At 63.3% G+C, this 21,417-nt stretch carries 25 protein-coding genes; 23 read left to right on the forward strand and 2 right to left on the reverse strand.

Translation table 11 applies throughout. The annotated features are described in order from the left end of the window. Positions 1-3 precede the first annotated feature (3 nt). Complete coding sequence (gene lysS, locus EK373_RS25305; RefSeq protein WP_129647169.1) at positions 4-1,527, forward strand: lysine--tRNA ligase; 1,524 nt, start codon at positions 4-6, stop codon at positions 1,525-1,527. Positions 1,528-2,179: 652 nt separating this feature from the next. Here lysS and ygfZ read toward each other — a convergent pair. Next, entirely contained in the window at positions 2,180-3,052 is an 873-nt protein-coding gene (gene ygfZ, locus EK373_RS25310; RefSeq protein WP_129647171.1) for a CAF17-like 4Fe-4S cluster assembly/insertion protein YgfZ, read from the reverse strand. A 116-nt stretch (positions 3,053-3,168) separates the two neighbouring features. Between ygfZ and EK373_RS34430 the strand changes: the two genes are divergently transcribed. From EK373_RS34430 to EK373_RS25420, 22 genes are all read left to right on the forward strand, one after another. Beyond that, entirely contained in the window at positions 3,169-3,360 is a 192-nt protein-coding gene (locus EK373_RS34430) for a DUF1674 domain-containing protein (RefSeq protein ID WP_198683633.1), read from the forward strand. A gap of 30 nt (positions 3,361-3,390) precedes the next feature. Beyond that, entirely contained in the window at positions 3,391-3,786 is a 396-nt protein-coding gene (gene sdhC, locus EK373_RS25320; RefSeq protein WP_129647173.1) for a succinate dehydrogenase, cytochrome b556 subunit, read from the forward strand. Beyond that, positions 3,783-4,169, forward strand: a complete 387-nt coding sequence (sdhD, locus tag EK373_RS25325) for a succinate dehydrogenase, hydrophobic membrane anchor protein (RefSeq protein WP_129647175.1) — start codon at positions 3,783-3,785, stop codon at positions 4,167-4,169. The genes sdhC and sdhD overlap by 4 nt, the downstream gene beginning before the upstream one ends. Continuing rightward, a complete protein-coding gene (gene sdhA, locus EK373_RS25330; protein WP_129647176.1) occupies positions 4,166-5,950 on the forward strand; it encodes a succinate dehydrogenase flavoprotein subunit in 1,785 nt (594 codons plus the stop codon). The genes sdhD and sdhA overlap by 4 nt, the downstream gene beginning before the upstream one ends. A gap of 2 nt (positions 5,951-5,952) precedes the next feature. Then, positions 5,953-6,735, forward strand: coding sequence for a succinate dehydrogenase iron-sulfur subunit (locus tag EK373_RS25335; RefSeq protein ID WP_129647178.1), 783 nt, complete (start codon positions 5,953-5,955; stop codon positions 6,733-6,735). Next, the gene (locus EK373_RS25340; RefSeq protein ID WP_129647180.1) at positions 6,735-6,989 is read left to right on the forward strand and encodes an FAD assembly factor SdhE; all 255 of its coding nucleotides are present in this window, start codon (positions 6,735-6,737) and stop codon (positions 6,987-6,989) included. The genes EK373_RS25335 and EK373_RS25340 overlap by 1 nt, the downstream gene beginning before the upstream one ends. Continuing rightward, the gene (locus EK373_RS25345) at positions 6,949-7,422 is read left to right on the forward strand and encodes a hypothetical protein (protein WP_129647182.1); all 474 of its coding nucleotides are present in this window, start codon (positions 6,949-6,951) and stop codon (positions 7,420-7,422) included. The genes EK373_RS25340 and EK373_RS25345 overlap by 41 nt, the downstream gene beginning before the upstream one ends. A gap of 151 nt (positions 7,423-7,573) precedes the next feature. Further along, on the forward strand, positions 7,574-8,164 hold the full coding sequence (gene rpoE / locus EK373_RS25350) for an RNA polymerase sigma factor RpoE (protein ID WP_407676215.1): 591 nt from the start codon (positions 7,574-7,576) through the stop codon (positions 8,162-8,164). Between the two features lie 63 nt (positions 8,165-8,227). After that, entirely contained in the window at positions 8,228-8,947 is a 720-nt protein-coding gene (locus EK373_RS25355) for a sigma-E factor negative regulatory protein (protein ID WP_129647184.1), read from the forward strand. A gap of 26 nt (positions 8,948-8,973) precedes the next feature. Next, positions 8,974-9,987, forward strand: a complete 1,014-nt coding sequence (locus EK373_RS25360; RefSeq protein WP_232831217.1) for a MucB/RseB C-terminal domain-containing protein — start codon at positions 8,974-8,976, stop codon at positions 9,985-9,987. Beyond that, positions 9,984-10,220, forward strand: coding sequence for a glutaredoxin family protein (locus EK373_RS25365; protein ID WP_129647188.1), 237 nt, complete (start codon positions 9,984-9,986; stop codon positions 10,218-10,220). Before EK373_RS25360 ends, EK373_RS25365 begins: the two co-directional genes overlap by 4 nt. Positions 10,221-10,317: 97 nt before the next feature. After that, positions 10,318-12,120, forward strand: coding sequence for a translation elongation factor 4 (lepA, locus tag EK373_RS25370; protein WP_129647190.1), 1,803 nt, complete (start codon positions 10,318-10,320; stop codon positions 12,118-12,120). A gap of 11 nt (positions 12,121-12,131) precedes the next feature. Next, positions 12,132-12,929: a signal peptidase I gene (gene lepB, locus EK373_RS25375; RefSeq protein ID WP_129647192.1), complete on the forward strand. Its 798-nt coding sequence runs from the start codon at positions 12,132-12,134 to the stop codon at positions 12,927-12,929. A 59-nt stretch (positions 12,930-12,988) separates the two neighbouring features. Continuing rightward, positions 12,989-13,363 carry a DUF4845 domain-containing protein gene (locus tag EK373_RS25380; protein WP_129647194.1) on the forward strand — a complete coding sequence of 125 codons (375 nt, stop codon included), beginning with the start codon at positions 12,989-12,991 and terminating at the stop codon, positions 13,361-13,363. Then, the gene (gene rnc, locus EK373_RS25385) at positions 13,360-14,058 is read left to right on the forward strand and encodes a ribonuclease III (RefSeq protein WP_129647196.1); all 699 of its coding nucleotides are present in this window, start codon (positions 13,360-13,362) and stop codon (positions 14,056-14,058) included. Before EK373_RS25380 ends, rnc begins: the two co-directional genes overlap by 4 nt. A gap of 26 nt (positions 14,059-14,084) precedes the next feature. Beyond that, positions 14,085-15,047, forward strand: a complete 963-nt coding sequence (gene era, locus EK373_RS25390) for a GTPase Era (RefSeq protein WP_129647198.1) — start codon at positions 14,085-14,087, stop codon at positions 15,045-15,047. A 6-nt stretch (positions 15,048-15,053) separates the two neighbouring features. Next, on the forward strand, positions 15,054-15,785 hold the full coding sequence (gene recO, locus EK373_RS25395; protein ID WP_129647200.1) for a DNA repair protein RecO: 732 nt from the start codon (positions 15,054-15,056) through the stop codon (positions 15,783-15,785). 12 nt (positions 15,786-15,797) lie between these two features. Beyond that, a complete protein-coding gene (gene pdxJ / locus EK373_RS25400; RefSeq protein WP_129647202.1) occupies positions 15,798-16,526 on the forward strand; it encodes a pyridoxine 5'-phosphate synthase in 729 nt (242 codons plus the stop codon). An 84-nt stretch (positions 16,527-16,610) separates the two neighbouring features. Then, positions 16,611-17,414 carry a 3'-5' exonuclease gene (locus EK373_RS25405; protein WP_129647204.1) on the forward strand — a complete coding sequence of 268 codons (804 nt, stop codon included), beginning with the start codon at positions 16,611-16,613 and terminating at the stop codon, positions 17,412-17,414. Further along, on the forward strand, positions 17,411-18,748 hold the full coding sequence (gene rlmD, locus EK373_RS25410; RefSeq protein ID WP_129647206.1) for a 23S rRNA (uracil(1939)-C(5))-methyltransferase RlmD: 1,338 nt from the start codon (positions 17,411-17,413) through the stop codon (positions 18,746-18,748). The genes EK373_RS25405 and rlmD overlap by 4 nt, the downstream gene beginning before the upstream one ends. Positions 18,749-18,758: 10 nt before the next feature. After that, positions 18,759-19,802, forward strand: coding sequence for a beta-N-acetylhexosaminidase (nagZ, locus tag EK373_RS25415; protein ID WP_129647208.1), 1,044 nt, complete (start codon positions 18,759-18,761; stop codon positions 19,800-19,802). 3 nt (positions 19,803-19,805) lie between these two features. Beyond that, positions 19,806-20,750 carry a GGDEF domain-containing protein gene (locus tag EK373_RS25420; RefSeq protein ID WP_129647210.1) on the forward strand — a complete coding sequence of 315 codons (945 nt, stop codon included), beginning with the start codon at positions 19,806-19,808 and terminating at the stop codon, positions 20,748-20,750. Here the strand turns inward: EK373_RS25420 and EK373_RS25425 are convergent, their stop codons facing one another. Continuing rightward, positions 20,751-21,398 carry a CsiV family protein gene (locus tag EK373_RS25425; RefSeq protein ID WP_129647212.1) on the reverse strand — a complete coding sequence of 216 codons (648 nt, stop codon included), beginning with the start codon at positions 21,396-21,398 and terminating at the stop codon, positions 20,751-20,753. It lies immediately after the preceding gene. Positions 21,399-21,417 lie beyond the last annotated feature (19 nt).

The following is a 21,417-nucleotide window of genomic DNA, read 5'->3' on the forward strand; positions in this document are numbered from 1 at the left end:
GACATGTCTGAAAACTCCAAGGCCCCGCAGGCGCCGGCTGCCGAAGCGGTCGATGAAAACAAGCTGATCGCCGAGCGGCGCGCCAAGCTCGACAAGCTGCGCGGCCCGGGCGCCAACGGCTTTCCGAACGATTTCCGTCGAGACGCGCTCGCGGACCAGTTGCTGACGGCCTACGGCGATCGTGAGCCGGCCTGGTTCGATCAGAACACGGTGCGTGTGAAGGTCGGCGGTCGCATGATGATCAAGCGCGTCATGGGCAAGGCGAGCTTTGCCAAGATCGCGGATCGCAGCGGCGAGATTCAGCTGTTCATCCAGAGCGCTGCGGTCGGCGAGATCTACGACGAGTTCAAGACCTGGGATGTCGGCGATGTGCTCGGCGCCGAGGGCACGCTGTTCATCACCAAGACGGGCGAGTTGTCGGTGAAGGTGGAGAAGCTGCGCCTGCTGGTCAAATCGCTGCGGCCGCTGCCCGACAAGTGGCACGGCTTGTCGGATCAGGAAACGCGCTATCGCCAGCGTTACGTCGATCTCATCGTCAGCCCGGAAAGCCGGCAGACGTTCAAGACGCGTACGCGACTGGTGAAGTACCTGCGTGACTTCCTCGATGCGTTGGACTTCCTCGAAGTCGAGACGCCGATGATGCAGGCGATCGCCGGCGGCGCGGTGGCGAAGCCGTTCGTCACGCACCACAACCAGCTCGATATCGATTTGTTTCTGCGCATCGCGCCGGAGCTTTACCTGAAGCGACTGGTGGTCGGCGGCTTCGAGCGTGTTTATGAGATCAACCGCAACTTCCGCAACGAGGGCGTGTCGACCCGGCACAACCCCGAGTTCACGATGCTGGAGTTGTATCAGGCGTACGCGGATTACACCGACCTGATGAACCTGGTCGAGCGGATGTGCCAGGGCCTGTGCGACACCATCCTCGGCAAGCGCCAGATCGAATATCAGGGCGAGGTGTTCGACTTCGGTCAGCCGTTCCGTCGCGTGACGGTCGAGGACCTGGTCGTACACTTCAATCCAGGCATCGAGCGCGCGAAGCTGCGGGATGTGGAATATCTGCGTGCCCACTGCGATAAGTTGGGCATCCCGTACGGGCAGGGCGATGGCCCGGGCAAGCTGCAGATCGAAATCTTCGAGAAGACCGCCGAGCACCGGCTGCTCGCGCCGACGTTTGTTTACGGCTATCCGACCGAGGTGTCGCCGTTGTCACGGCGCAATGACTCGGATCCGTTCATCACGGATCGGTTCGAGTTCTTCATCGGCGGGCGTGAGATTGCCAACGGCTTCTCCGAGCTGAACGATCCCGAAGACCAGGCTCAGCGGTTCAGAGATCAGTTGGCGCGCAAAACGGCGGGTGATGAAGAGGCGATGCAATACGACGCCGACTACATTCGCGCGCTCGAGTACGGCTTGCCACCGACCGCAGGCTTGGGCATCGGCATCGATCGCTTGGTGATGTTGTTCACCAACTCACCGTCGATTCGCGACGTGCTGCTCTTCCCGTACATGCGGCCCGAGGCCTAACGCGTTTCGCTGCGCGCTGCGCTTCGCGTTGCGCGCAGCCTGTCGGCAGAGCTGGGGCGTAGGTGGAGGGTCTCGGGAAACTCGCGAGCGTCTTCACTGCCGGCTGACTTTGCTTCGATGGCTACCGCACGATTTGGTCAGTGACCGCTTCACGCTCCGTATCGCTCGCTGCGCGCTAACGCGCTGCGAGCTGCAACGCGCGTCCTCATCGGTACTGCGAACGTGCAACGGCTTGCTCGAATGGCGGCGGTGGCCGAGTCACCGTGGTTGCGAACTTCCCGAGACCCTCCACCTTTCCCCAGCTCGAAGATGCGCGACTCGATGCTTTGTATCGTTGCCGGCGTTGGTCAGCATTGAGCGCGGGCGCTTTCGCGGGCGCCTGCGCTTCGCTGGGCGCGGAGGGAGGCCCGAGGGGAAGCGCTGATGGGGTTGTGGACGCATTTGCGCCGTCGCAATTGTTGGATCCAATTCAACGTTTCCGCGGAAACGGCTTTATACGGTTTCGCCCCGCGGCGAGTCGTGTTCACTGATGGCGCAGCTATCAATCGGCCGCTCATTTGTGGGCGCCGTCAGGCGAAAGACATCTGAGGGCTGTGCCACCGACGCCGGGCGATGAGCGCGGGCGTCGCCGTAGTCTTCCTTGCTAAACCTCTTATTCCGGCGAATATGGCATCGGCAGCCGCGAGAGCACGGCATCCTGCCCATCAAGGTGTAACTCGCTGTTGAGCTGCGCGAGGCTGATGACCGCGAGGACGTCGCATCCAGCCTCCGTGGCCGCGGCATCGACCACATCGCCCGCATGCTGCTCCCCAGCCAACACGCGAGTCCCGGGCGCGGGAGCCGCGCCGGTGCTGTGAAAAAGAAACATGCGTCGTTTGACGGTGCCGCGGAAATGGGCGCGGGCGATGATTTCCTGGCCGGTGTAGCAACCTTTCTCGAAGTCGATGCCGCCGAGCAGGTCGATGTTCAGCATCTGCGCGACGAACGCTTCGTGAGTTTCTGGATAGACCTGCGGCAGGCCGGCGCGCACTTGTGACAAATGAAATTCATGTTCCCTCGCCGCATCGACAGCGGCAGAGAGCGGGCCGAGCACCATCACATCTTCCATGCCGGGTAACGTGAAATAGCTCACACCGTCGATCTCATGGTGCGACCCGGCTTCAGGCAAAGTCACATCCGCGGCCAGGGCGGAGCGAGGCGCGACACCGATGTGCAGATGTTTCGCCGGTTCGATCTTCGCTTTGGCCCGAAGCACATATTTGCGTAGGCGCAGCACGGTGCTATCGATCAGGGCCGCGGGCAGCACTAATGCAATGCCGTCGGTCCGTGCCAGCGTCCAAAACACCGCTTGCACGCGGCCCTGCGGGGAATTGCAGCAGGCGAGCTGCGCTCGATTCGTGCTGAGTGTGTCCAGATCGGCCGTCAGCTGACCTTGCAGATATGCGCGGGCGTCCGCGCCGCTCACCATAATTGTGGCGAGGCTGGTCAGGGGGGCGACAAAAGTACCGGAAATAGGGGCAGACATTCGTGAAATCCGAAATCAAGCCTCGCCACAAACGAAAAGCGCACCGTTCCGGGCCCGGGGGCCTTCTGGCACACTACCGGCCGTTCGAACGGTCACCGCCATCATCGTCCGGTTCAATGGCAGATACAAATTCGCGGCCAGATTCAAACGCCGGGGCCGAGGGCCCGCACGCGGACGTTTCGACCGAGCCACGCACTGCAGGTTCCACTGGCGAGCACGTCGCGCCGAAAGAAATCGGCGGTCGCGACGGGCCGGAGCCGACGCGCTTCGGCGATTGGGAAAAGGCCGGCCGTTGCATCGATTTTTGATCCGCTTTCCGACTTGAGACCACACCTCACATGAGCAATCCCAAGTACGAGCGGCCGCTATCGCCGTTCATGATGTATCGATGGCAGTACACCAACACGCTGTCGATCCTGCACCGGGTCACCGGCTGCGCGCTGAGCGTGGGTACGCTGTTGTTTGTTTATTGGCTGGTCGCTGCCGCGAGCGGCGCGGAGGCTTACGCAGATGCGCAGGCCGTGTTCGCGCATCCGCTCATCAAGGTTCTGCTGGTCGGATTCTCGTTCGCGTTCTTCTATCACCTGTTGAACGGCGTGCGTCACCTTGCGTGGGACACGGGGCACGGCTTCGAGAAGAAGAAGGCGCGCACCAGCGGCTGGATCGCGTTCCTGGGAGCGGTGGCGTTGACCGCGTTGTTGTGGTTCGTGCTCGTGCGCCGGGGTGAAGTATGAGTCTGCGCAGTCCGATAGGACGGGTTCTGGGACTGGGCTCGGCGGGCGACGGTGTCGGTCACTGGTGGACGCTGCGGGTCACTTCGGTGGCGCTGGTGCTGCTCGGCCTCTGGTTCGTGTTTGCGTTGGTGCGCATGCCGGACACGAGCTATGAGACCGTCACGGCGTGGATCGCAATGCCCGTCAACGCAGTGCTGTTGTCGCTGCTGATCGGCACCATGCTGTATCACTCGATGCTCGGCGTGCAGGAAGTGATCGAAGACTACGTCGCCGGCCACGGCGCGAAGATCGCTACCAAGATCCTCTTGCAGTTCATCCATTTCCTTCTCGGCGCTCTCGGTATCTTCTCCGTGCTGCGCATTGCATTCGGGAGCGCCGCATGAGCGCGTATCAATTCATCGACCACAGCTACGACGTCGTGGTCGTCGGCGCCGGCGGCGCGGGCCTGCGCGCCACTTTCGGTCTGGCGCATTCCGGTCTGTCAGTTGCGTGTTTGACCAAGGTGTTCCCGACGCGCAGCCACACCGTGGCCGCTCAGGGTGGCATCAGCGCCGCGCTGGGCAACATGGGTGAGGACGACTGGCGCTGGCACATGTACGACACCGTCAAAGGGTCGGACTGGCTCGGCGACCAGGACGCCATCGAGTTCATGTGCAAAGAGGCGCCCGGCGCCGTGATCGAGCTGGAGCACTACGGCGTGCCGTTCTCGCGCACCGATGACGGCCGCATTTATCAGCGTCCGTTCGGCGGTATGACGACGCACTACGGCAAGGGCACTGCGCAGCGCACGTGCGCCGCCGCGGATCGCACCGGCCACGCGATGCTGCATACGTTGTATCAGCAGGCGCTGCGCCACGAAGCGCAGTTCTTCATCGAATATTTCGCCGTCGACCTGATCATGGAAAACGGCGAGTGCCGTGGCGTCGTCGCCATCAACATGGCGGACGGCACGCTGCACCGTTTCCTGGGTCATCAAACGATTCTGGCGACGGGCGGCTACGGTCGCGCTTACTTCTCGTGTACGTCCGCGCACACTTGCACGGGTGACGGCGGCGGCATGGTGCTGCGCGCTGGCCTGCCGATGCAGGACATGGAGTTCGTGCAGTTCCATCCCACCGGCATCTACGGCGCCGGATGTTTGATCACAGAAGGCGTGCGCGGCGAGGGCGGCATTCTGCGCAACTCGCAGGGCGAACGTTTCATGGAGCGCTATGCGCCGAACGCGAAGGACCTCGCGTCACGCGACGTGGTCAGCCGCTCCATGACCATGGAGATCCGCGAAGGTCGCGGCGTCGGTCCGCACAAAGATCACATCTACCTGCACCTCGAGCACCTTGGCGCCGAAGTGATTCACGAGCGTCTGCCGGGCATCGCCGAGACCGCGAAGATCTTCGCCGGCGTCGATGTCACCAAGCAGCCGATTCCGGTGCTGCCGACCGTTCACTACAACATGGGCGGCATCCCGGCGAACTATCACGGCGAAGTCGTGACGTTGAAGAACGGCAATCCCGATTCGGTGGTGCCGGGTCTGATGGCCGTAGGCGAAGCGGCGTGCGTGTCCGTGCACGGCGCGAATCGTCTCGGGTCGAACTCGCTGCTCGACCTGGTGGTGTTCGGCCGCGAAGCAGCGCGCCACGCCGCCGAGATCGTCAAGCCGAATACCAGACATCGGCCGCTGCCCAAGGATGCGGGCGATCTCGCGGTCAGCCGCATCGACAAGTTCCGCAATGCCAAGGGCTCGCTGAAGACCGCGGACATTCGCATGAACATGCAGCGCACGATGCAGAACCATGCCGCCGTGTTCCGCACGGCCGAATCGCTCAAGGAAGGCATGGAGAAGATGCAGCAGGTGTTCCAGTCGTTCGACGAGGTGAACGTCAGCGATCGCGGCATGGTGTGGAACACCGACCTGATCGAAACGCTGGAGCTCGACAACCTGCTGAGCCAGGCGGTGGCGACCATCACCTCCGCGGAGAACCGCAAGGAAAGCCGTGGCGCGCACGCCCACGAGGACTACCCGGATCGCGACGACGTGAACTGGATGAAACACACCCTCTCGTGGGTGGACCCGCAGGGCAAGGTGTCGCTCGACTACCGCCCGGTGCACTTGAACACACTGACCGACGACGTAGAAGTCGTTCCGCCCAAGGCGAGGGTGTACTGATCATGGCGCAATTCCGTCTTCCCAAGAATTCGGTTGTCGGTGTCGGCAAGAACTACCCTGCGCCGGCCGGCGCCAAGGACGTGCGGACCTTCCGCATCTATCGCTTCGATCCGGAGTCGGGCCAGAACCCGCGCTACGACACGTACGAAGTGGACATGGCGACCTGCGGCCCGATGGTGCTCGACGCGCTGATCAAGATCAAAAACGAGATCGATCCGACGCTGACGTTCCGTCGCTCCTGCCGCGAAGGCATCTGCGGCTCGTGCGCGATGAACATCGACGGCGTGAACACGCTGGCCTGCACGCGCGCGACCGAGGATGTGAAAGGGACGGTGAAGATCTTCCCCTTGCCGCACATGCCGGTGATCAAGGACCTCGTCCCCGATCTCACGAATTTCTACGCGCAGTACGCTTCGGTGAAGCCGTGGTTGCAGACGCGCACGCCGGCGCCGCCGGATCGCGAGCGCCTGCAGTCCAAGGAAGATCAGGAAAAGATCGATCGTCCGGCGGCGTGCATTCTGTGCGCGTGTTGCTCGACCTCATGCCCGAGCTACTGGTGGAACGGCGATCGTTACCTGGGTCCTGCGGCGCTGCTGGCAGCCTATCGCTGGATCGTGGATACCCGCGACGAGGCGACCGGCGAGCGGCTGGATGCGCTGGAAGACCCCTTCAAGCTGTATCGCTGCCATACCATCATGAACTGCACCGAGGCCTGCCCGAAGGACCTGAATCCGGCCAAGGCCATCGCCGAGATCAAGAAGAAGATCGCCGAGCGCAAGCACTGATGAGCACGACTCCAACCGTGGGACAGCTCCGCTGGCGATGCCGGCGGGGCATGCGCGAGTTGGACGTGCTGCTCGAACGCTATCTAAAGGAACGGTATCCTTCCGCCCCGGCTGCCGAACAACAGGCCTTCGTAGCATTGCTCGAGGCGCCAGACCCGCAGCTGTTCGCCTACGTAGTGCAACGAGAGGTCCCGGACGATCCGGATTGGGCGCATGTCATTGCCAGACTCCGCAATCCCAACGCTGACGCTTGACGTACGGAGCCGCCGCTCCGAACGGCGGCTCGGTGCGCTCGCGCTGCTGGGAGTCGCGGCCGCCGCCATGCTACTGCCCATTCCACCGCTGTCCGCCGCACTGTTTTGTGTCAGCGCCGCCGCCGTCGTCGGCAGCGGCCTGTGGTGGCAAGGATGGCTCGGCGGGGCGGACCGGTTGACGGCGGTCAGCTGGTTGTCCGATGGCAGCTGGCTGCTCGCCACTGCCACACGGACGAATATTCCGGCCACGCTGTCCGCCGACTCGCGCATCGGCAGCCGCTGGGTGTGGCTCCGTTGGCACACTCCGGGCTCGCGCCCCCGTTCCCGCTCGATGCTGATCCTGAAGGGCGACGTACTACCTGCAGAATTACGTCGTCTGAACGCCCGGTTGCGACTGGAATCAGTCTCTTTATGCGCTTTGGCCGGTGCGTGACGATGATTTTTGAACTTCGTCACGCAATCGCTCAGCGAGTGTTCAGGAACACTTATGTCGCAGCGAACTTTCGCGCGGTTCGTCAGTCTATGAGGGCAGTCGTGGCGTTGCCGATGTGCGCGCTTCCGCCGACCGGGCAGGGAGTGGGCGCTTGACGACCAACGCGATCAACGCGGATGACACCGACCAGGAACTGGTCCGGCGCGTACAGGCGGGCGACCAGACGGCGTTCAACCTGCTGGTGCTGAAGTACCAGCATCGCGTGTTGAAGCTGGTGGGCCGCTTCGTCAACGATGCCGCCGAAGCCGAGGACGTCGCCCAGGAGGCGTTCCTCAAGGCCTATCGGGCGCTGGCATCTTTTCGCGGTGACAGCGCGTTCTATACATGGCTGTATCGGATTGCGATCAACACCGCGAAAAACGCGTTGGTGTCGCAGCGGCGCCGGCCGGTGGACTTCGATCTGGATCTGCAGGATCCGGATCAGTACGACCGGCAGGCGAAACTGAAGGAAGCGGACACCCCCGAAGGGGTGCTGCTGACGGACGAGATTCGCGCCGTGGTCGAGGAGGCCATGGAGCAACTGCCCGAAGACCTGCGCACCGCCATCGTGCTGCGCGAGTTGGAAGGGTTGTCGTACGAGGAGATTGCCGAAGCAATGGATTGTCCGGTGGGCACGGTGCGGTCGCGGATTTTCCGGGCGCGCGAGGCCATCGATAAAAAGCTCAAGCCGCTGCTCGATTAAATGATCGAGGCAGAGCCGATGAGCCGTCCGACGGGCGTGGAGTTGTGGCAAATTTGATGGGCGATGAACCATCGTGGTGACAGCATGACGGATGCTCTGAACGAACAGCTTTCTGCCTGCCTGGACGGCGAGTTGCCGCCGGCGGAGCTCGACCTGCTGTTGAAGCGGGTGGGGCGGGAGGCTGAGCTGCGTGCCGCCATCGGCCGCTACTCGCTGATCGGCGAGGCGATGCGGGCCGAGCGTCCAGCGGTCGCTTCGCGCGATTTCGCCAGCAAGGTCATGGCGGCGGTGGCCGCTGAACCGGCCCAGGCCGAGACGGCGGTGCCGGTGGCCCGTCCGAAGGTCGCGCAGAAGTCGGCCGCCGAGCGCGCTGCCGGGATGTCTCCGGCACTCATTCGCTATCTACGTCCCGCAGCCGGCATGGCCATTGCCGCCGGTGTGGCTGCGGTTGCCGTGCTGACGATGCAGCCGACCGGTCAGTCCGATCTCGGTGCGGTGAGCACTCCGCTGGTCGCGGCGAATCAGCCTGCGGCGAACGAGCCGGTGGTCGCATCGGATGCCGAGTCGAGCTATGTGGTGCCGACCTCGACGACCCAGTCCCCCTTCATTCCGGCAACGCGCCTGACCAACTACGTGGTCGCGCACAGCGAATATTCATCGCCGCTCGGCCGTCGCTCGGTGTTGAGCGGTGTGCTGGCCGATGACCAGGAAGCGCAAGCCCTCGAGTCCGGCGAAGGCGAGATCAAGATTTCCATCGGCGACGAAGGCTCCGCGGAACGTTGATGGCATCACAGCGCGCCACTGTCTCTATGATGATTCGATGGCCTGTCACGCTGATCGCCGCCTTGCTGACGGTGGCGTCCACGGCGAATGCCGGTGATCGCGAAGCCCGCCAGTGGCTCGAGCGCATGTCGGAGGCGCTCGCCACCCGCAATTACGAAGGCCGTTTCTTCCACATGCGCGATTCCCGCCGGGAAGCGATGCGCATCTATCACCGGGTCGACAAGGGCAAGGTGACCGAGCGGCTGGTGTCGCTCGACGGCAGCGGCCGCGAGATCATCCGCAATCAGAGCGAAGTCGTTTGCTATCTGCCGGACCGTCGCACGGTGCTGGTGGAGAAGCGCACCGACGACAGTACGCTGCTAGCCGCCGTGCCGGCGTACAACGAGGAGCTCGAAGCTCACTACAACATCGAGCGCGGCCCGTTCACCAAGGCCCTGGGCCGGCGCACGCAGGTGATCAATGTCACCCCGCGCGACCAGTTCCGCTATGGCTATCGCCTGTGGCTGGACGATGAAACGGCGATGCCGCTGAAGTCGCAGCTGTGCGATCGCGAAGGCAATGTCATCGAGCAGATCCTGTTCGCGGAGCTGAACTTCCGCGACCGTATTCCCGCCGACAGTCTCAAGCCATCGATTTCCGGCGAAGGTTTTCGCTGGATCCGGCAGGACGTGCAGCCGCAGCTGGCTGCGGGTCAGGTCGGAGGGTGGGGCGTGATTCGCCTGCCCGCGGGCTTCCGGCTGACGGCGTGGCGCATTCAACTGATCGCCGGCTCCAACGTTCCGGTGCAGCACCTGGTGTATTCGGATGGCCTGGCGTCGGTGTCGGTCTTCATCGAGCCGTCCGATCCGCAGGCGCAGCCCATGAGGGGCCTGGCCAAGGTCGGAGCGGCCTTTGCGTTCTCGAGGGCACTGGATGGCCATCAGGTCACGGCTGTAGGCGAAGTGCCCCCGGTCACCCTGGAAGCGATCGCCTCCAGCGTCACCAAGGACGAGGCCAAGACCGCCCCCACGCCCGCGACGCCGGTTCCGCCCCAGCAGTGACCACTTGGACGGTGCTCAGCCGCGCCGAGTGCAGCCTGTGCGAGCAATTGCTGACAGAGCTGGCCGAGGAATTGAGCCCGGCCGAGGCTGCCCGGGTCAGCGTGGTCGATGTCGACGGCGACCCGGCCCTGGCCCGTAAATACGGCCATCGGGTGCCAGTCCTGCTGGCCGACGGCGACTTCGTCTGCAACTACCGCCTGGACCGGGAGCGGGTCCGGCAGATCGCCCGCTAGGCGGCTGCTCACGAACGGCCAACCGCCGGCCGCCAACCCCCGCTATAATCCGCGGCCGCCGGCCAGTCCCCCGGCCCGCAATTACAAGCCCTTGCAGATGAAGCTGATCCGCAACTTCTCGATCATTGCCCATATCGATCACGGCAAGTCCACGCTCGCCGACCGCTTCATCCAGTTGACCGGCGGTCTGGAACAGCGCGAGATGGAGGCGCAGGTGCTCGACTCCATGGATCTGGAGCGGGAGCGCGGCATCACCATCAAGGCGCAAAGCGTGTCGCTGCGCTACAAGGCGCGCGACGGCCAGACGTATCAGCTCAACATGATCGATACGCCGGGCCACGTGGACTTCTCCTACGAAGTGTCGCGCTCGCTGGCTGCCTGCGAAGGGGCGCTGCTGGTCGTGGACGCGGCGCAGGGCGTGGAAGCGCAGAGCGTCGCGAACTGCTACACGGCCATCGAGCAGGGCCTCGAAGTGGTGCCGGTGCTCAACAAGATCGATCTGCCGTCAGCCGAGCCGGATCGGGTCATCAAGGAGATCGAAGAAATCATCGGCATCGAGGCGGAGGACGCGGTCCGCGTCAGCGCCAAGACCGGCGAGAACGTGCCCGAGCTGCTGGAGCAGCTGATCGCGCGGGTGCCGCCGCCGAAGGGCGATCCGGACGCGCCGCTGCAGGCGCTGATCATCGACTCGTGGTTCGACAATTACGTCGGCGTCGTATCGCTGGTGCGCGTGATGAACGGCTCCTTGCGCATGGGCCAGAAGATTCGCATGTGGTCGACGGGCCGCGCGCACACCGTCGACAAGCTCGGCCGCTTCACGCCCAAGTCCCGACCGAGCGAGACGCTCGAGACCGGTGAAGTCGGCTTCGTCATCGCCGGCATCAAAGAGATCAACGGCGCGCCGGTGGGCGACACCATCACCCTCGACAATCGGCCCGCGAGCGAGCCGCTGGCCGGTTTCAAGCAGGTGCAGCCGCGCGTGTTCGCCGGTTTGTTTCCGGTGCAGTCCGACGATTACGAAAACTTCAGAGACGCGCTCGCCAAACTCAAGCTCAATGACTCGGCCCTGCACTACGAGCCGGAAGTCTCGACGGCGCTCGGCTTCGGTTTCCGCATCGGCTTCCTGGGCCTGCTGCACATGGATATCGTGCAGGAACGATTGGAGCGCGAGTACAACCTGGAGCTCATCACCAGCGCGCCCACGGTGGTGTACGAGATTCTGAAAACCGACGGTACGATCATCAATGTCGACAATCCTTCGAAGCTGCCGCCGAGCAACGATATCCAGGATCTGCGTGAGCCCATCATCACAGCAAACATTCTGTTGCCGCCGGAGTACGTCGGCGCGGTGATCACGTTGTGCACGGAGAAGCGCGGCCGTCAGACCAAGATGCTGTACGTCGGCAACCAGGTGTCTTTGCAATACGAAATGCCGATGGCCGAAGTGGTGCTGGACTTCTTCGATCGCTTGAAGTCGGTGAGCCGCGGCTACGCGTCGTTCGACTACGAATTCAACCGCTTCGAGACCGCGCCGCTGGTGAAGCTCGACGTGCTGATCAATGGCGACCGCGTCGATGCGTTGTCACTGATCGTGCATCGGGATAACGCTTATCATCGCGGTCGCGAGCTGGTCGACAAGATGCAAGAGCTGATTCCCCGGCAGCAGTTCGAGATCGCCGTGCAAGCGGCGATCGGCAGTCACGTGGTGGCGCGTGCCACTGTGAAAGCGCTGCGCAAGAACGTGCTCGCCAAGTGCTACGGCGGCGATATCTCGCGCAAGCGCAAGCTGCTGGAGAAGCAGAAAGAAGGCAAGAAGCGCATGAAGCAGGTGGGCTCGGTCGAAATCCCGCAGGAAGCGTTCCTGGCTGTCCTGCAAGTTGGCAAGGCCAAGAAAGAATAAGTGGACAAAGCATGATCTTCGACTTCTCGTTCATCCTGGTCGCGGCAACGTTGCTGACCGGCCTGATCTGGGGTATCGACTCGCTGGCCTTCAAACCGAAGCGGGTGGCTGCGGCCAGCGCCAAAGGCGTGGCGCCGGAAAACATTCGCGAGCCGCTCATGGTCGAATACGCGCGCTCGTTCTTTCCCGTCATCCTGATCGTGCTGCTGATCCGCTCGTTCCTGTTCGAGCCGTTCCGCATTCCGTCCGACTCGATGATGCCGACGCTGCTGGACGGCGACTTCATCTTCGTCAACAAGTTTTCCTACGGTTTGCGCCTGCCGGTGATCAATACCAAGGTCGTCTCGATCGGCGATCCGCAGCGGGGCGACGTCATCGTGTTCCGCCTGCCGCGAGATCCGGCGACCAACTACATCAAGCGGCTGGTCGGGCTGCCGGGCGACCACATCGTGGTGCGCGGCGAGAACCTGTATATCAACGGCGAGCGCGTACCGACCGAATTGAACGGGCCCTACAACGAACACGGCACCCGGGCGATGAGGGCGACCGAGCACCTCGGCAACGTCGATCACAGCGTGCTGTACATGCGGGATCGGTATGACGGCGAGGGCCGGGACTACGACGAGATCGTGCCGGCCGGCCATTACTTTTTCATGGGCGACAACCGGGACAACAGCAAGGACAGCCGGTTCTTCGATGTCGGCTTCGTGCCGGAGCGCAACCTGGTGGGTAAAGCGGTCCGGATCTGGCTCAACTGGGACCTGCCGAACGCGCCAATTTGGGACCGGATCGGCGCTCCAATCCACTGATTGGAGTATCTTTCGCGCCATGCTGGCCTGTACCCGGCCTGTTTAACGGAGTTCCGTGCATGCGTTCTCGTCAGCGTGGCGCCACATTCCTCGGCATCGTGATCATCGTCGCCATCCTCGGCTTTGGCCTGTACGGGGGCATCCGGCTGTTTCCTCTGTACATGGAGTACATGGCTGTCATCCGGGCGATGAACCAGGCCGCCCAAGAGAGCGGCGGATCCCCGCAGGCATTGCGTGACGCCATGGGCCGTCGCTGGATCGTCGAAGACATCAAGAGCCTCGATCCCAAGGACATTGAGATCAAGCGTGCGGGCAGCGGCTACACCATGCGCGCCTGGTATCGTGCCGAGGCGCCTTTTGTCTCGAACATTTCGCTGGTCGTCGACTTCGACAAGACGATCACCACTGGCAGCGGAGCGATGGCGGGGACTTGAAGACTGCTTCCCAATGGCTGCGTGACAAGCTTGGATACGAGTGCCGCGACCCGGCCCTGCTCGAGTCGGCGCTTACCCATCGCAGCGCCGGCGGCTCGCACAACGAGCGCCTGGAGTTTCTCGGCGACGCGGTCCTCAACTGCGTCGTCGCCAAGCTGGTGTTCCATGAGTTCGCGACCGCCGACGAAGGCGACCTGTCCCGCTTCCGCGCCAGCCTGGTGAGCGGCGAGGCGCTGGCCGTCATCGCCGCCGAGATCGATCTGGGCAGCCAGCTGCGGCTCGGGTCGGGTGAGCTGAAGTCCGGAGGTTTCCGACGCAAATCCATCCTGGCCGACGCCCTCGAGGCGCTGTTCGGCGCGGTCTATCTCGACGGTGGCTTCGAGGCCGCGGCCGGAGTGATCGAGCGCTTGTTCGTGCCAAGGCTGGACCGGCTGCCGAGCGCGGCCGAGCTCAAAGACCCCAAGACGCGTCTGCAGGAGGCGCTGCAGGCACGCGGATTGCCCTTGCCTTCATACGCAGTCGAATCCATCTCCGGCGAGGCGCACAATCAAGTTTTCCAGGTGCGCTGCGCGGTCAGCTCGCTGGGCCTGAAAGTATCGGCGAGCGGCGCCAGCCGGCGCCGGGCCGAGCAGGCCGCCGCGCAACTGTTGTTGGCAGCATTTCACGAGAGCCAGGGAATCACCCCTCGGCCCTGATGACCTTCGATCGATGAGTAAGCGCGATGCATGAGGATCCCCCTGAATTCGAGGATATCGACGACGGCGCCGATGAGGCCGATGCCGGCGACGATGTCCCGACCAACTATCGCTGCGGTTTCGCCGCCATCGTCGGCCGGCCCAACGTGGGCAAGTCGACGCTGCTGAACGCTTTGCTCCACCGCAAGGTCAGCATCGTCAGCCCCAAGCCGCAGACCACGCGTCATCGCATTCTCGGCATCCTGACGCGGCCGGAAGAGCAGATCATTTTCGTCGACACGCCGGGCATTCATTCCTCGGCGCGTCGCGCGATGAACCGACACATGAACCGCGCCGCGCTGTCATCGCTGGCAGATGCGGACATCAACCTGTTCGTGGTCGAGTCCTTGAGCTGGAGTGAAGAGGATCAGCGCGTGCTCGAGGCGCTCAAACAGCAGAAGCGTCCGATCATTCTGGTGTTGAGCAAGGTCGACAAGGTGACGCCGCGCGAGCGCCTGCTGCCGTTCATCCAGGAGCTCAATCGTCGCGCCGAGTTCGTCGAAGTGGTGCCGCTGTCAGCGCTGAAAAACAGCAATCTCGAACAGCTGCCGTCGATCATCGCGAAACACTTGCCGCTGTCGCCGCCGCATTTTCCGCCCGATCAGGTGACCGATCGCAGCCCGGAATTCCAGGCCGCCGAGATCGTGCGCGAGAAGCTCACATTGCGCCTGCGGCAGGAGCTGCCGTACGGACTGACCGTTGCCTTGGAGCAATTCAAGGAAGAAGACGGCCGGCTGCTGGTCAACGCCGTGATCTGGGTCGAGCGCACCGGTCAGAAGGCCATCGTGATCGGCCAGGGTGGCGCGCAATTGAAGGAAGTCGGCCGCTCGGCGCGCATCGAAATGTCCAATCTGTTCGGCCGGCCCGTACACCTGGAGCTGTGGGTGAAGGTCAAGGAGAACTGGTCGGACAACGAGATGGCACTGAAGCAGCTGGGATATGAGATGTGAGGCAGCGTGAGCGACGCTCGCCGCATTCAACTGCAGCCCGCCTATGTGCTGCACCACCGGCCGTATCGGGATACGAGCCGGATTCTGGAGTTATTTACTAGAGATCACGGGCGAGTCTCCGTGTTCGCGCGCGGCGCACGCGGCGGCGCCAAAGCCGGCGCGTCGCTGCTGCCCATCCTGCAGCCGTTCAACCGCTTGCTCGTGTCATGGAGCGGCCGGGGCGAGGCGGGGCAGCTCACCGGCGCGGAGTTCGATGGCGCGATGACGCCGTTGCCGGCGGACCGTCTGGTGCATGGCTTCTACTTGAACGAGCTGCTGCTGAAGCTGTTCGCAAGGCATGACAGCCATCCCGAGGTCTTCGCGCTGTATGCCCAGACGATGGATCAGTTGAAGCTCGAGGATGCGATCCGTCCGCTGCGCTTGTTCGAAAAGCGCCTGCTCGAAGCCATCGGCTATGGCCTCGCGTTGGAGCGGGATGCTCAAGACGGCACGCAGCTCGATCCGGGTGCTTCCTATCATTACCGGATGGAACAGGGCCCGGTGCGCGTCGAAGGCATTGCCGAGAGCACCGTGGTTTATTCCGGCGCAACGTTGCTGTCGCTCGGACGCGAGGAGCTGTCGGATCCGGCAGTTTGTGCCGATGCCCGACGTTTGCTGCGCGCCGCTTTGGACCGCTGCCTCGATGGCCGCGAGTTGCGCACCCGCCACGTGATGCTGGCGTTGAGAAAGGGAAAATGACAGCATTCTCGAATGCTTCACCTCGGTGTAAATGTCGATCACGTAGCGACGCTCCGTCAGGCGCGCCGCACTACCTATCCTGATCCGCTGTTTGCGGCCTTGATTGCCGAGCAGGCGGGGGCGGACAGCATCACCATTCATTTGCGCGAAGACCGTCGGCATATTCAGGACCGGGATGTCCGTATGTGCAAGGACGCGCTGCAGACGCGGCTGAACCTGGAAATGGCGGCGACCGATGAAATGGTGCGGATAGCACTGGCAGTGCGGCCACCCGATGTGTGCCTGGTGCCGGAGAAGCGGACCGAAGTCACGACCGAAGGCGGTCTCGACGTGCTCGGTCAGCAGGACTCGTTGAAAAAGATCTGTTCCCAGCTGAAAGAGGCGGGCATCCGTGTCTCTCTGTTCATCGACCCCGAGCCCACGCAGTTGGAAGCTGCGGTACGTGTCGGCGCACCCGTGGTGGAGTTGCACACCGGCGCTTATGCCGAAGCGCTCGGCGAGCAGCGCGCGAAAGAGCTCAATCGCATCGAGGTCGCCGCCCGTTACGCGGCCAAGCTCGGGCTCACGGTGCATGCCGGGCACGGCCTGCACTATCACAACGTGCAGCCGATCGCTGCCATTCCCGAGATCGTCGAATTGAACATCGGGCACGCCATCGTCGCGCATGCCGTGATCCATGGCCTGGCGACGGCGGTCTCGGAGATGAAGCGCCTGATGCTGCAGGCCCGCGCCGGGAGATGACGGCAAGTCGTTGGCCGTCAGTCGTTGGCGGTTGTCAGCTCGTCGACCACCATCCCCCAACGACCAACACCTGAGACGTCATCCATGGCTGTTTTCGTTTTCGATATAGAAACCATTCCCGACGTCGAGCTCGGCCGGCGCATCTACGATCTGGGCGACCTGAGCGACAAGCAGGTCGGCTATGTCATGCAAGCCAAGCGGCGTGAGGAGTCCGGCAGCGAGTTTCTTTCCTATGAGCAGCAGCGCGTGGTCGCGATCTCCGTCGCACTGCGCACGCGTGACACATTCAAGGTCTGGTCGCTCGGCGATCCGAACGCGTCGGAAGCAGAGATCATCCAGCGCTTTTATGACGGCATCGACAAGTTCACGCCGGACCTGGTGTCCTGGAACGGCGGCGGCTTCGACCTGCCGGTGCTGCACTATCGCGCGCTTCGGCATGGCATCGTCGCGCCGCGCTATTGGGAGTCGGGCGAAGAAGATCAATCGTTCCGCTTCAACAACTATCTGAACCGCTATCACTCGCGGCATCTGGATCTGATGGATGTGCTGTCGAGCTTCCAGGGTCGGGCGCGCGTGAGCCTGCAGGCGGCCGCGATGCTCCTGGGATTGCCGGGCAAGCTGGGCATGAGCGGCGACAAAGTCTGGGATGCGTATCTCGACGGCCAGCTCGATGTCATCCGCAACTACTGTGAAACCGACGTGTTGAATACTTTCCTGATCTATTTGCGTTTCGAGCTGATGCGCGGTCGGATGATGCGCGATGAATATCACGGCGAAGTGGCGCGCGTGCGCGATGTGCTCGCGGCGCAGGCCAAGCCGCATTTCCAGGAATTCCTGGCCGCCTGGGGGCCGCCGCCGGATGTGATTTCGCAAGGGCCGTGTCCGTGAACGCGAAAGCCAGAAACCGCGCGTCTGCTCAGCCCGAGACAGCGAAGATCACCGATCTGTCGCACGAAGGCCGCGGCGTCGCGCACGTCGAGGGCAAGACGGTATTCATCGACGATGCGTTGCCGGGCGAGCTGGTGGAGTGGCAGCGGATCAAACGCGGCCGCAATTTCGATGAAGGCCGCCTGCTCAGAGTGCTCGAGCCGTCGCCGGATCGCATCGAGCCTCGTTGCACTCATTTCGGTATGTGCGGCGGCTGCGTGCTGCAGCACTTGTCCGGCGAGCAGCAGCTGCAATTCAAACAAAAGCAGCTGATGGATTCGTTGAGCCGCATCGGCAGGGTAACGCCGCAGGAGACGCTGCCGCCGCTGCAAGCGGCCAGTTGGAACTATCGTCGTCGCGCACGGCTCGCGGCGCGCTGGGTGCCGAAGAAGAATCGCACGGTCGTTGGCTTTCGCGAGCGAAGCACGCCGTACATCACTGACCTGCAGCGCTGCGAAGTTCTGCAGGCGCCAATCGATCAACTGCTCGTGCCGCTGTCCGAGTTGGTGACTGCGCTCAGCATTCGCAATCGCGTTCCGCAGATCGAAGTCGCAGTCGCCGACAATGCGGTCGCGCTGGTCGTGCGCGTGCTCGAACCTTTGACGGAGGCCGACCGGGAGCTGTTACGCCGCTTCGGTCGCGAGCACTCGGTGCAGATGTTCCTGCAGCCCGGCGGCTACGAGACCATAGCGCCGATGGAGGATGTCGAGCCGCTGGAATATCGGCTGCCGTCCTTCGAGCTCACTTTGCAATTCCTGCCCACCGACTTCATTCAGGTGAACGGTCCGTTGAACCTGCAGATGCTCGACCGGGCCGTCGAGCTGCTGGCGCTGAAGCCGGGGGACCGCGTGCTCGATCTGTTCTGCGGCCTCGGTAATTTCTCGCTGCCTCTGGCGCGGCGCGCCGGACAGGTCGTGGGCGTGGAGGGCGAGGCTGGTCTGGTCGCTCGGGCCCGTGATAACGCCTTGCGAAACGGCTTGGGAAATGTGCAGTTTTTCACGGCGAATCTGGCCGACGAAAGCATCGGCTCAGCCCAGTCACCGGCGCCCTGGGCGGGCAAGTTCGACAAGATCCTGCTCGATCCGCCACGCGCCGGCGCTAAAGAAGTGCTGCCGGTGGTCGCTAAGTCTGGTGCCGACACCGTGCTGTATATTTCCTGTCATCCGGGCAGCCTCGCGCGCGACGCAGGTATTCTCGTGCATGAGCATGGTTATAAGCTGCAGGCCGCGGGCGTAATGGACATGTTCCCGCATACGGCCCACGTGGAATCGGCAGCATTATTCGTGAAGCCATAGACGTACCCATATGACGCTCGGCCCGGTGATGATGGACGTGCAGGGCAAGTCCCTGACCCAGGAAGATCGCGAGCTGCTGGCGCATCCGCTGGTGGGTGCCGTGATCCTGTTCACACGCAATTTCGAGAGCGTCGAGCAGCTCCAGCAGCTGGTCGCCGAGATTCGCGCCGTGCGCTCGCCGCCGTTGCTGGTGACGGTCGATCACGAGGGCGGGCGCGTGCAGCGGTTTCGCCAGGGTTTTACCGTGCTGCCGTCGATGCGAGTCATCGGCCGGCAATATGACTTGGATCCGGTCGCGGGCCGTTTGCTGTCGCGCCAATGCGGCTGGCTGATGGCCGCAGAGCTGCGCGCAGTCGGCATCGATATGAGTTTCGCGCCGTGCGTGGATCTGGATTACGGCGCCAGCAGCGTGATCGGCGATCGCGCTTTCCATCGCGATCCCCGCGTGGTCTCGGAGCTGGCCATCGCGTTCATGGGCGGCATGCGGGAGGCGGGTATGTCGGCCTGCGCCAAGCACTATCCCGGCCATGGTTTCGTGGTGCCGGACTCGCACGTGGCCATGCCGGTGGACCGTCGCCCGCTGGCCGATATGGATGAGGACCTCACCCCGTATCGCCGGCTGATCGACAACGGCGTGGCGTCCATCATGGCGGCCCACGTGATCTTCAGCGAGGTGGACGATAAGCCGGCCGGATTCTCACGGCGCTGGCTGCAAAGCGAGCTGCGCGGCCGGCTCGGTTTCGACGGCACCATCTTCACCGACGACCTCTCGATGGCCGGCGCCAAGGCCATCGGCGACATGCCGGCACGGGCCAAAGCAGCCCTGGCGGCCGGTTGTGACGTGCTTTCGGTGTGTAACGATCGCCAAGGTGTGCTCCAGGTCATCGATTCTTTGCGGGGGAGCGGGGATCCTTTAAGTCAAGTTCGCATGGCCCGCCTGCACGGCAAGCCGGGATTGACCCGGGAGGCGCTGCACGCTTCGATGGACTGGCAAACCTGCGAGGGGGCGGTCAAGGGTTGTATGGAACGGCCCGATCTCCGGTTGAATTCATAACATATGAGCGTCGACGCAACACTGCTGCAGAGCCTGGTGGAATCCGCCCCGGATGGCGTGGTCATTTGCGATGCCCGGGCTGCCGATCGCCCTGTGATCTTCGTGAACGCCGCCATGGAGAAGCTCACCGGTTACGACGCCAATTACATGCGTGGCCGCAACCTGCGTTTCCTGCAGGGCGAGGACCATGAACAGGAAGGGCTGGAGAAGATCCGGACGGCGCTGCGGCAGGGTGTGTCGGTGCAGACCACGCTGCGCAATTACCGCAAGGACGGCACGATGTTCTGGAACGAAGTGAACATTCAGCCGCTGCGCGATGCCAACGGTAATGTGACGCACTTCGCAGGTTTCCACCGCGAGGGCGGCGATCGCCTGCGGCTGCGCGAGTCGACCGAGAAGACCGACCCGGCGCTGAGCACGCAGACCATGCTCGCCTATCTGCGAGACGACAAGCTCACCGGCCTGCTGCGCCGGACGTACTTCGATGAATTGGTGAAGCGCGACTGGGGCCTCGCCCAGCGCGAGTCGCGGCGCCTGAGCTTCCTGGTCTTCGACCTGGATTGTTACCTCACCTACAAAGAGACGTTCGGCAAGAACGGCTCCGATCAATCCTTCAAGCGCATCTCGCGAGTCATCAGCGGCTGCTTCCGCCGCGCGAGCGACTTGTGCGGCCGGTTCGATGAGGACCAGATTGCGGCCGTGACGACGGGGCTGGATCTGGCCCAGGCGTCGAAGCTTGCTGAAGCGGTGCTCGGGCGAGTGCGCGACCTGGCCATTCATCATCCGCGTTCGAACGTTTCGCGCTACGTGACAGCGAGCTGCGGTGTGGTGTCGCTGGTGCCGCCGCACGATGCGGCGCCTGAACGAGTTTATGAAATGGCGCTGAAGGCGCTGAAAGACGCCAAGGAGCTGGGGCGCAATCGCGTCGTCAGCCGCGAGGCTGACTGATCATTCAGTGCTCGGCGTGATGATCGCGATCACGCCAAACTTCGGGCTGTCGATGTAATGACGTTCGTTGCTCCGCATGCGACGCGTCTGTCGCAGCACATAGCTGGAGCCATCGCCCGTCGCCGCGCCATCCAGCACCAGATCCAATGTGAGATGCAGATAACGGCCGCGTGACAACGCGATCTGGCCCTGCAATCCCGACGACGCCGGCACCAGAGAGCTCACCGACAGATATTTAGCCGCGTTCCGCGCGTAACCCGGTTGCGTCCAGCCGATATGCGCCAGCGGCTGATAAGCACGGCTGCGACGCAATGTTTCCTCGATGGCAGTCAACTTCATCTTTGCGGCAGGCAGGGCAGGGTAGCTTGCGACCGGCGGCGCCGCGGTCGTTGGCGCTGTTGCCGGTTCAGACTCGTCGTCAGGAATATCCATCTGCTGGCCCGAATCGGTCGCTTCGATGCCCCAGCTTTCCGGCGTCTCCCGCCCGCCGAGATTGCGAAAGATCAGCAGCTCGACGTCGTAGGACTGAATCGGCGCCGCTTGTTGGGCAACGGCGGAGCTCACAGACATGAATGCCGCAAGCAACACCGCCACGCCCAGCTTGCGCTGGCGGGCACCCATGCGAGTGAAGAAAGCTGAATGGCTCATGCGATGAGTTTACCAGTTG

Origin of the sequence: Peristeroidobacter agariperforans (assembly GCF_004138335.1) — a bacterium.
Classification (GTDB): Bacteria; Pseudomonadota; Gammaproteobacteria; order Steroidobacterales; family Steroidobacteraceae; genus Steroidobacter; species Steroidobacter agariperforans.

Bases quoted from the DNA above. Each gene is read 5' to 3' on its own strand.
- lysS (WP_129647169.1), top strand. From the start codon at position 4: ATGTCTGAAAACTCCAAGGCCCCGCAGGCGCCGGCTGCCGAAGCGGTC.
- ygfZ (WP_129647171.1), bottom strand. From the start codon at position 3,052: ATGTCTGCCCCTATTTCCGGTACTTTTGTCGCCCCCCTGACCAGCCTC.
- EK373_RS34430 (WP_198683633.1), top strand. From the start codon at position 3,169: ATGGCAGATACAAATTCGCGGCCAGATTCAAACGCCGGGGCCGAGGGC.
- sdhC (WP_129647173.1), top strand. From the start codon at position 3,391: ATGAGCAATCCCAAGTACGAGCGGCCGCTATCGCCGTTCATGATGTAT.
- sdhD (WP_129647175.1), top strand. From the start codon at position 3,783: ATGAGTCTGCGCAGTCCGATAGGACGGGTTCTGGGACTGGGCTCGGCG.
- sdhA (WP_129647176.1), top strand. From the start codon at position 4,166: ATGAGCGCGTATCAATTCATCGACCACAGCTACGACGTCGTGGTCGTC.
- EK373_RS25335 (WP_129647178.1), top strand. From the start codon at position 5,953: ATGGCGCAATTCCGTCTTCCCAAGAATTCGGTTGTCGGTGTCGGCAAG.
- EK373_RS25340 (WP_129647180.1), top strand. From the start codon at position 6,735: ATGAGCACGACTCCAACCGTGGGACAGCTCCGCTGGCGATGCCGGCGG.
- EK373_RS25345 (WP_129647182.1), top strand. From the start codon at position 6,949: ATGTCATTGCCAGACTCCGCAATCCCAACGCTGACGCTTGACGTACGG.
- EK373_RS25355 (WP_129647184.1), top strand. From the start codon at position 8,228: ATGAACCATCGTGGTGACAGCATGACGGATGCTCTGAACGAACAGCTT.
- EK373_RS25360 (WP_232831217.1), top strand. From the start codon at position 8,974: ATGATGATTCGATGGCCTGTCACGCTGATCGCCGCCTTGCTGACGGTG.
- lepA (WP_129647190.1), top strand. From the start codon at position 10,318: ATGAAGCTGATCCGCAACTTCTCGATCATTGCCCATATCGATCACGGC.
- lepB (WP_129647192.1), top strand. From the start codon at position 12,132: ATGATCTTCGACTTCTCGTTCATCCTGGTCGCGGCAACGTTGCTGACC.
- EK373_RS25380 (WP_129647194.1), top strand. From the start codon at position 12,989: ATGCGTTCTCGTCAGCGTGGCGCCACATTCCTCGGCATCGTGATCATC.
- era (WP_129647198.1), top strand. From the start codon at position 14,085: ATGCATGAGGATCCCCCTGAATTCGAGGATATCGACGACGGCGCCGAT.
- pdxJ (WP_129647202.1), top strand. From the start codon at position 15,798: ATGCTTCACCTCGGTGTAAATGTCGATCACGTAGCGACGCTCCGTCAG.
- EK373_RS25405 (WP_129647204.1), top strand. From the start codon at position 16,611: ATGGCTGTTTTCGTTTTCGATATAGAAACCATTCCCGACGTCGAGCTC.
- nagZ (WP_129647208.1), top strand. From the start codon at position 18,759: ATGACGCTCGGCCCGGTGATGATGGACGTGCAGGGCAAGTCCCTGACC.
- EK373_RS25420 (WP_129647210.1), top strand. From the start codon at position 19,806: ATGAGCGTCGACGCAACACTGCTGCAGAGCCTGGTGGAATCCGCCCCG.
- EK373_RS25425 (WP_129647212.1), bottom strand. From the start codon at position 21,398: ATGAGCCATTCAGCTTTCTTCACTCGCATGGGTGCCCGCCAGCGCAAG.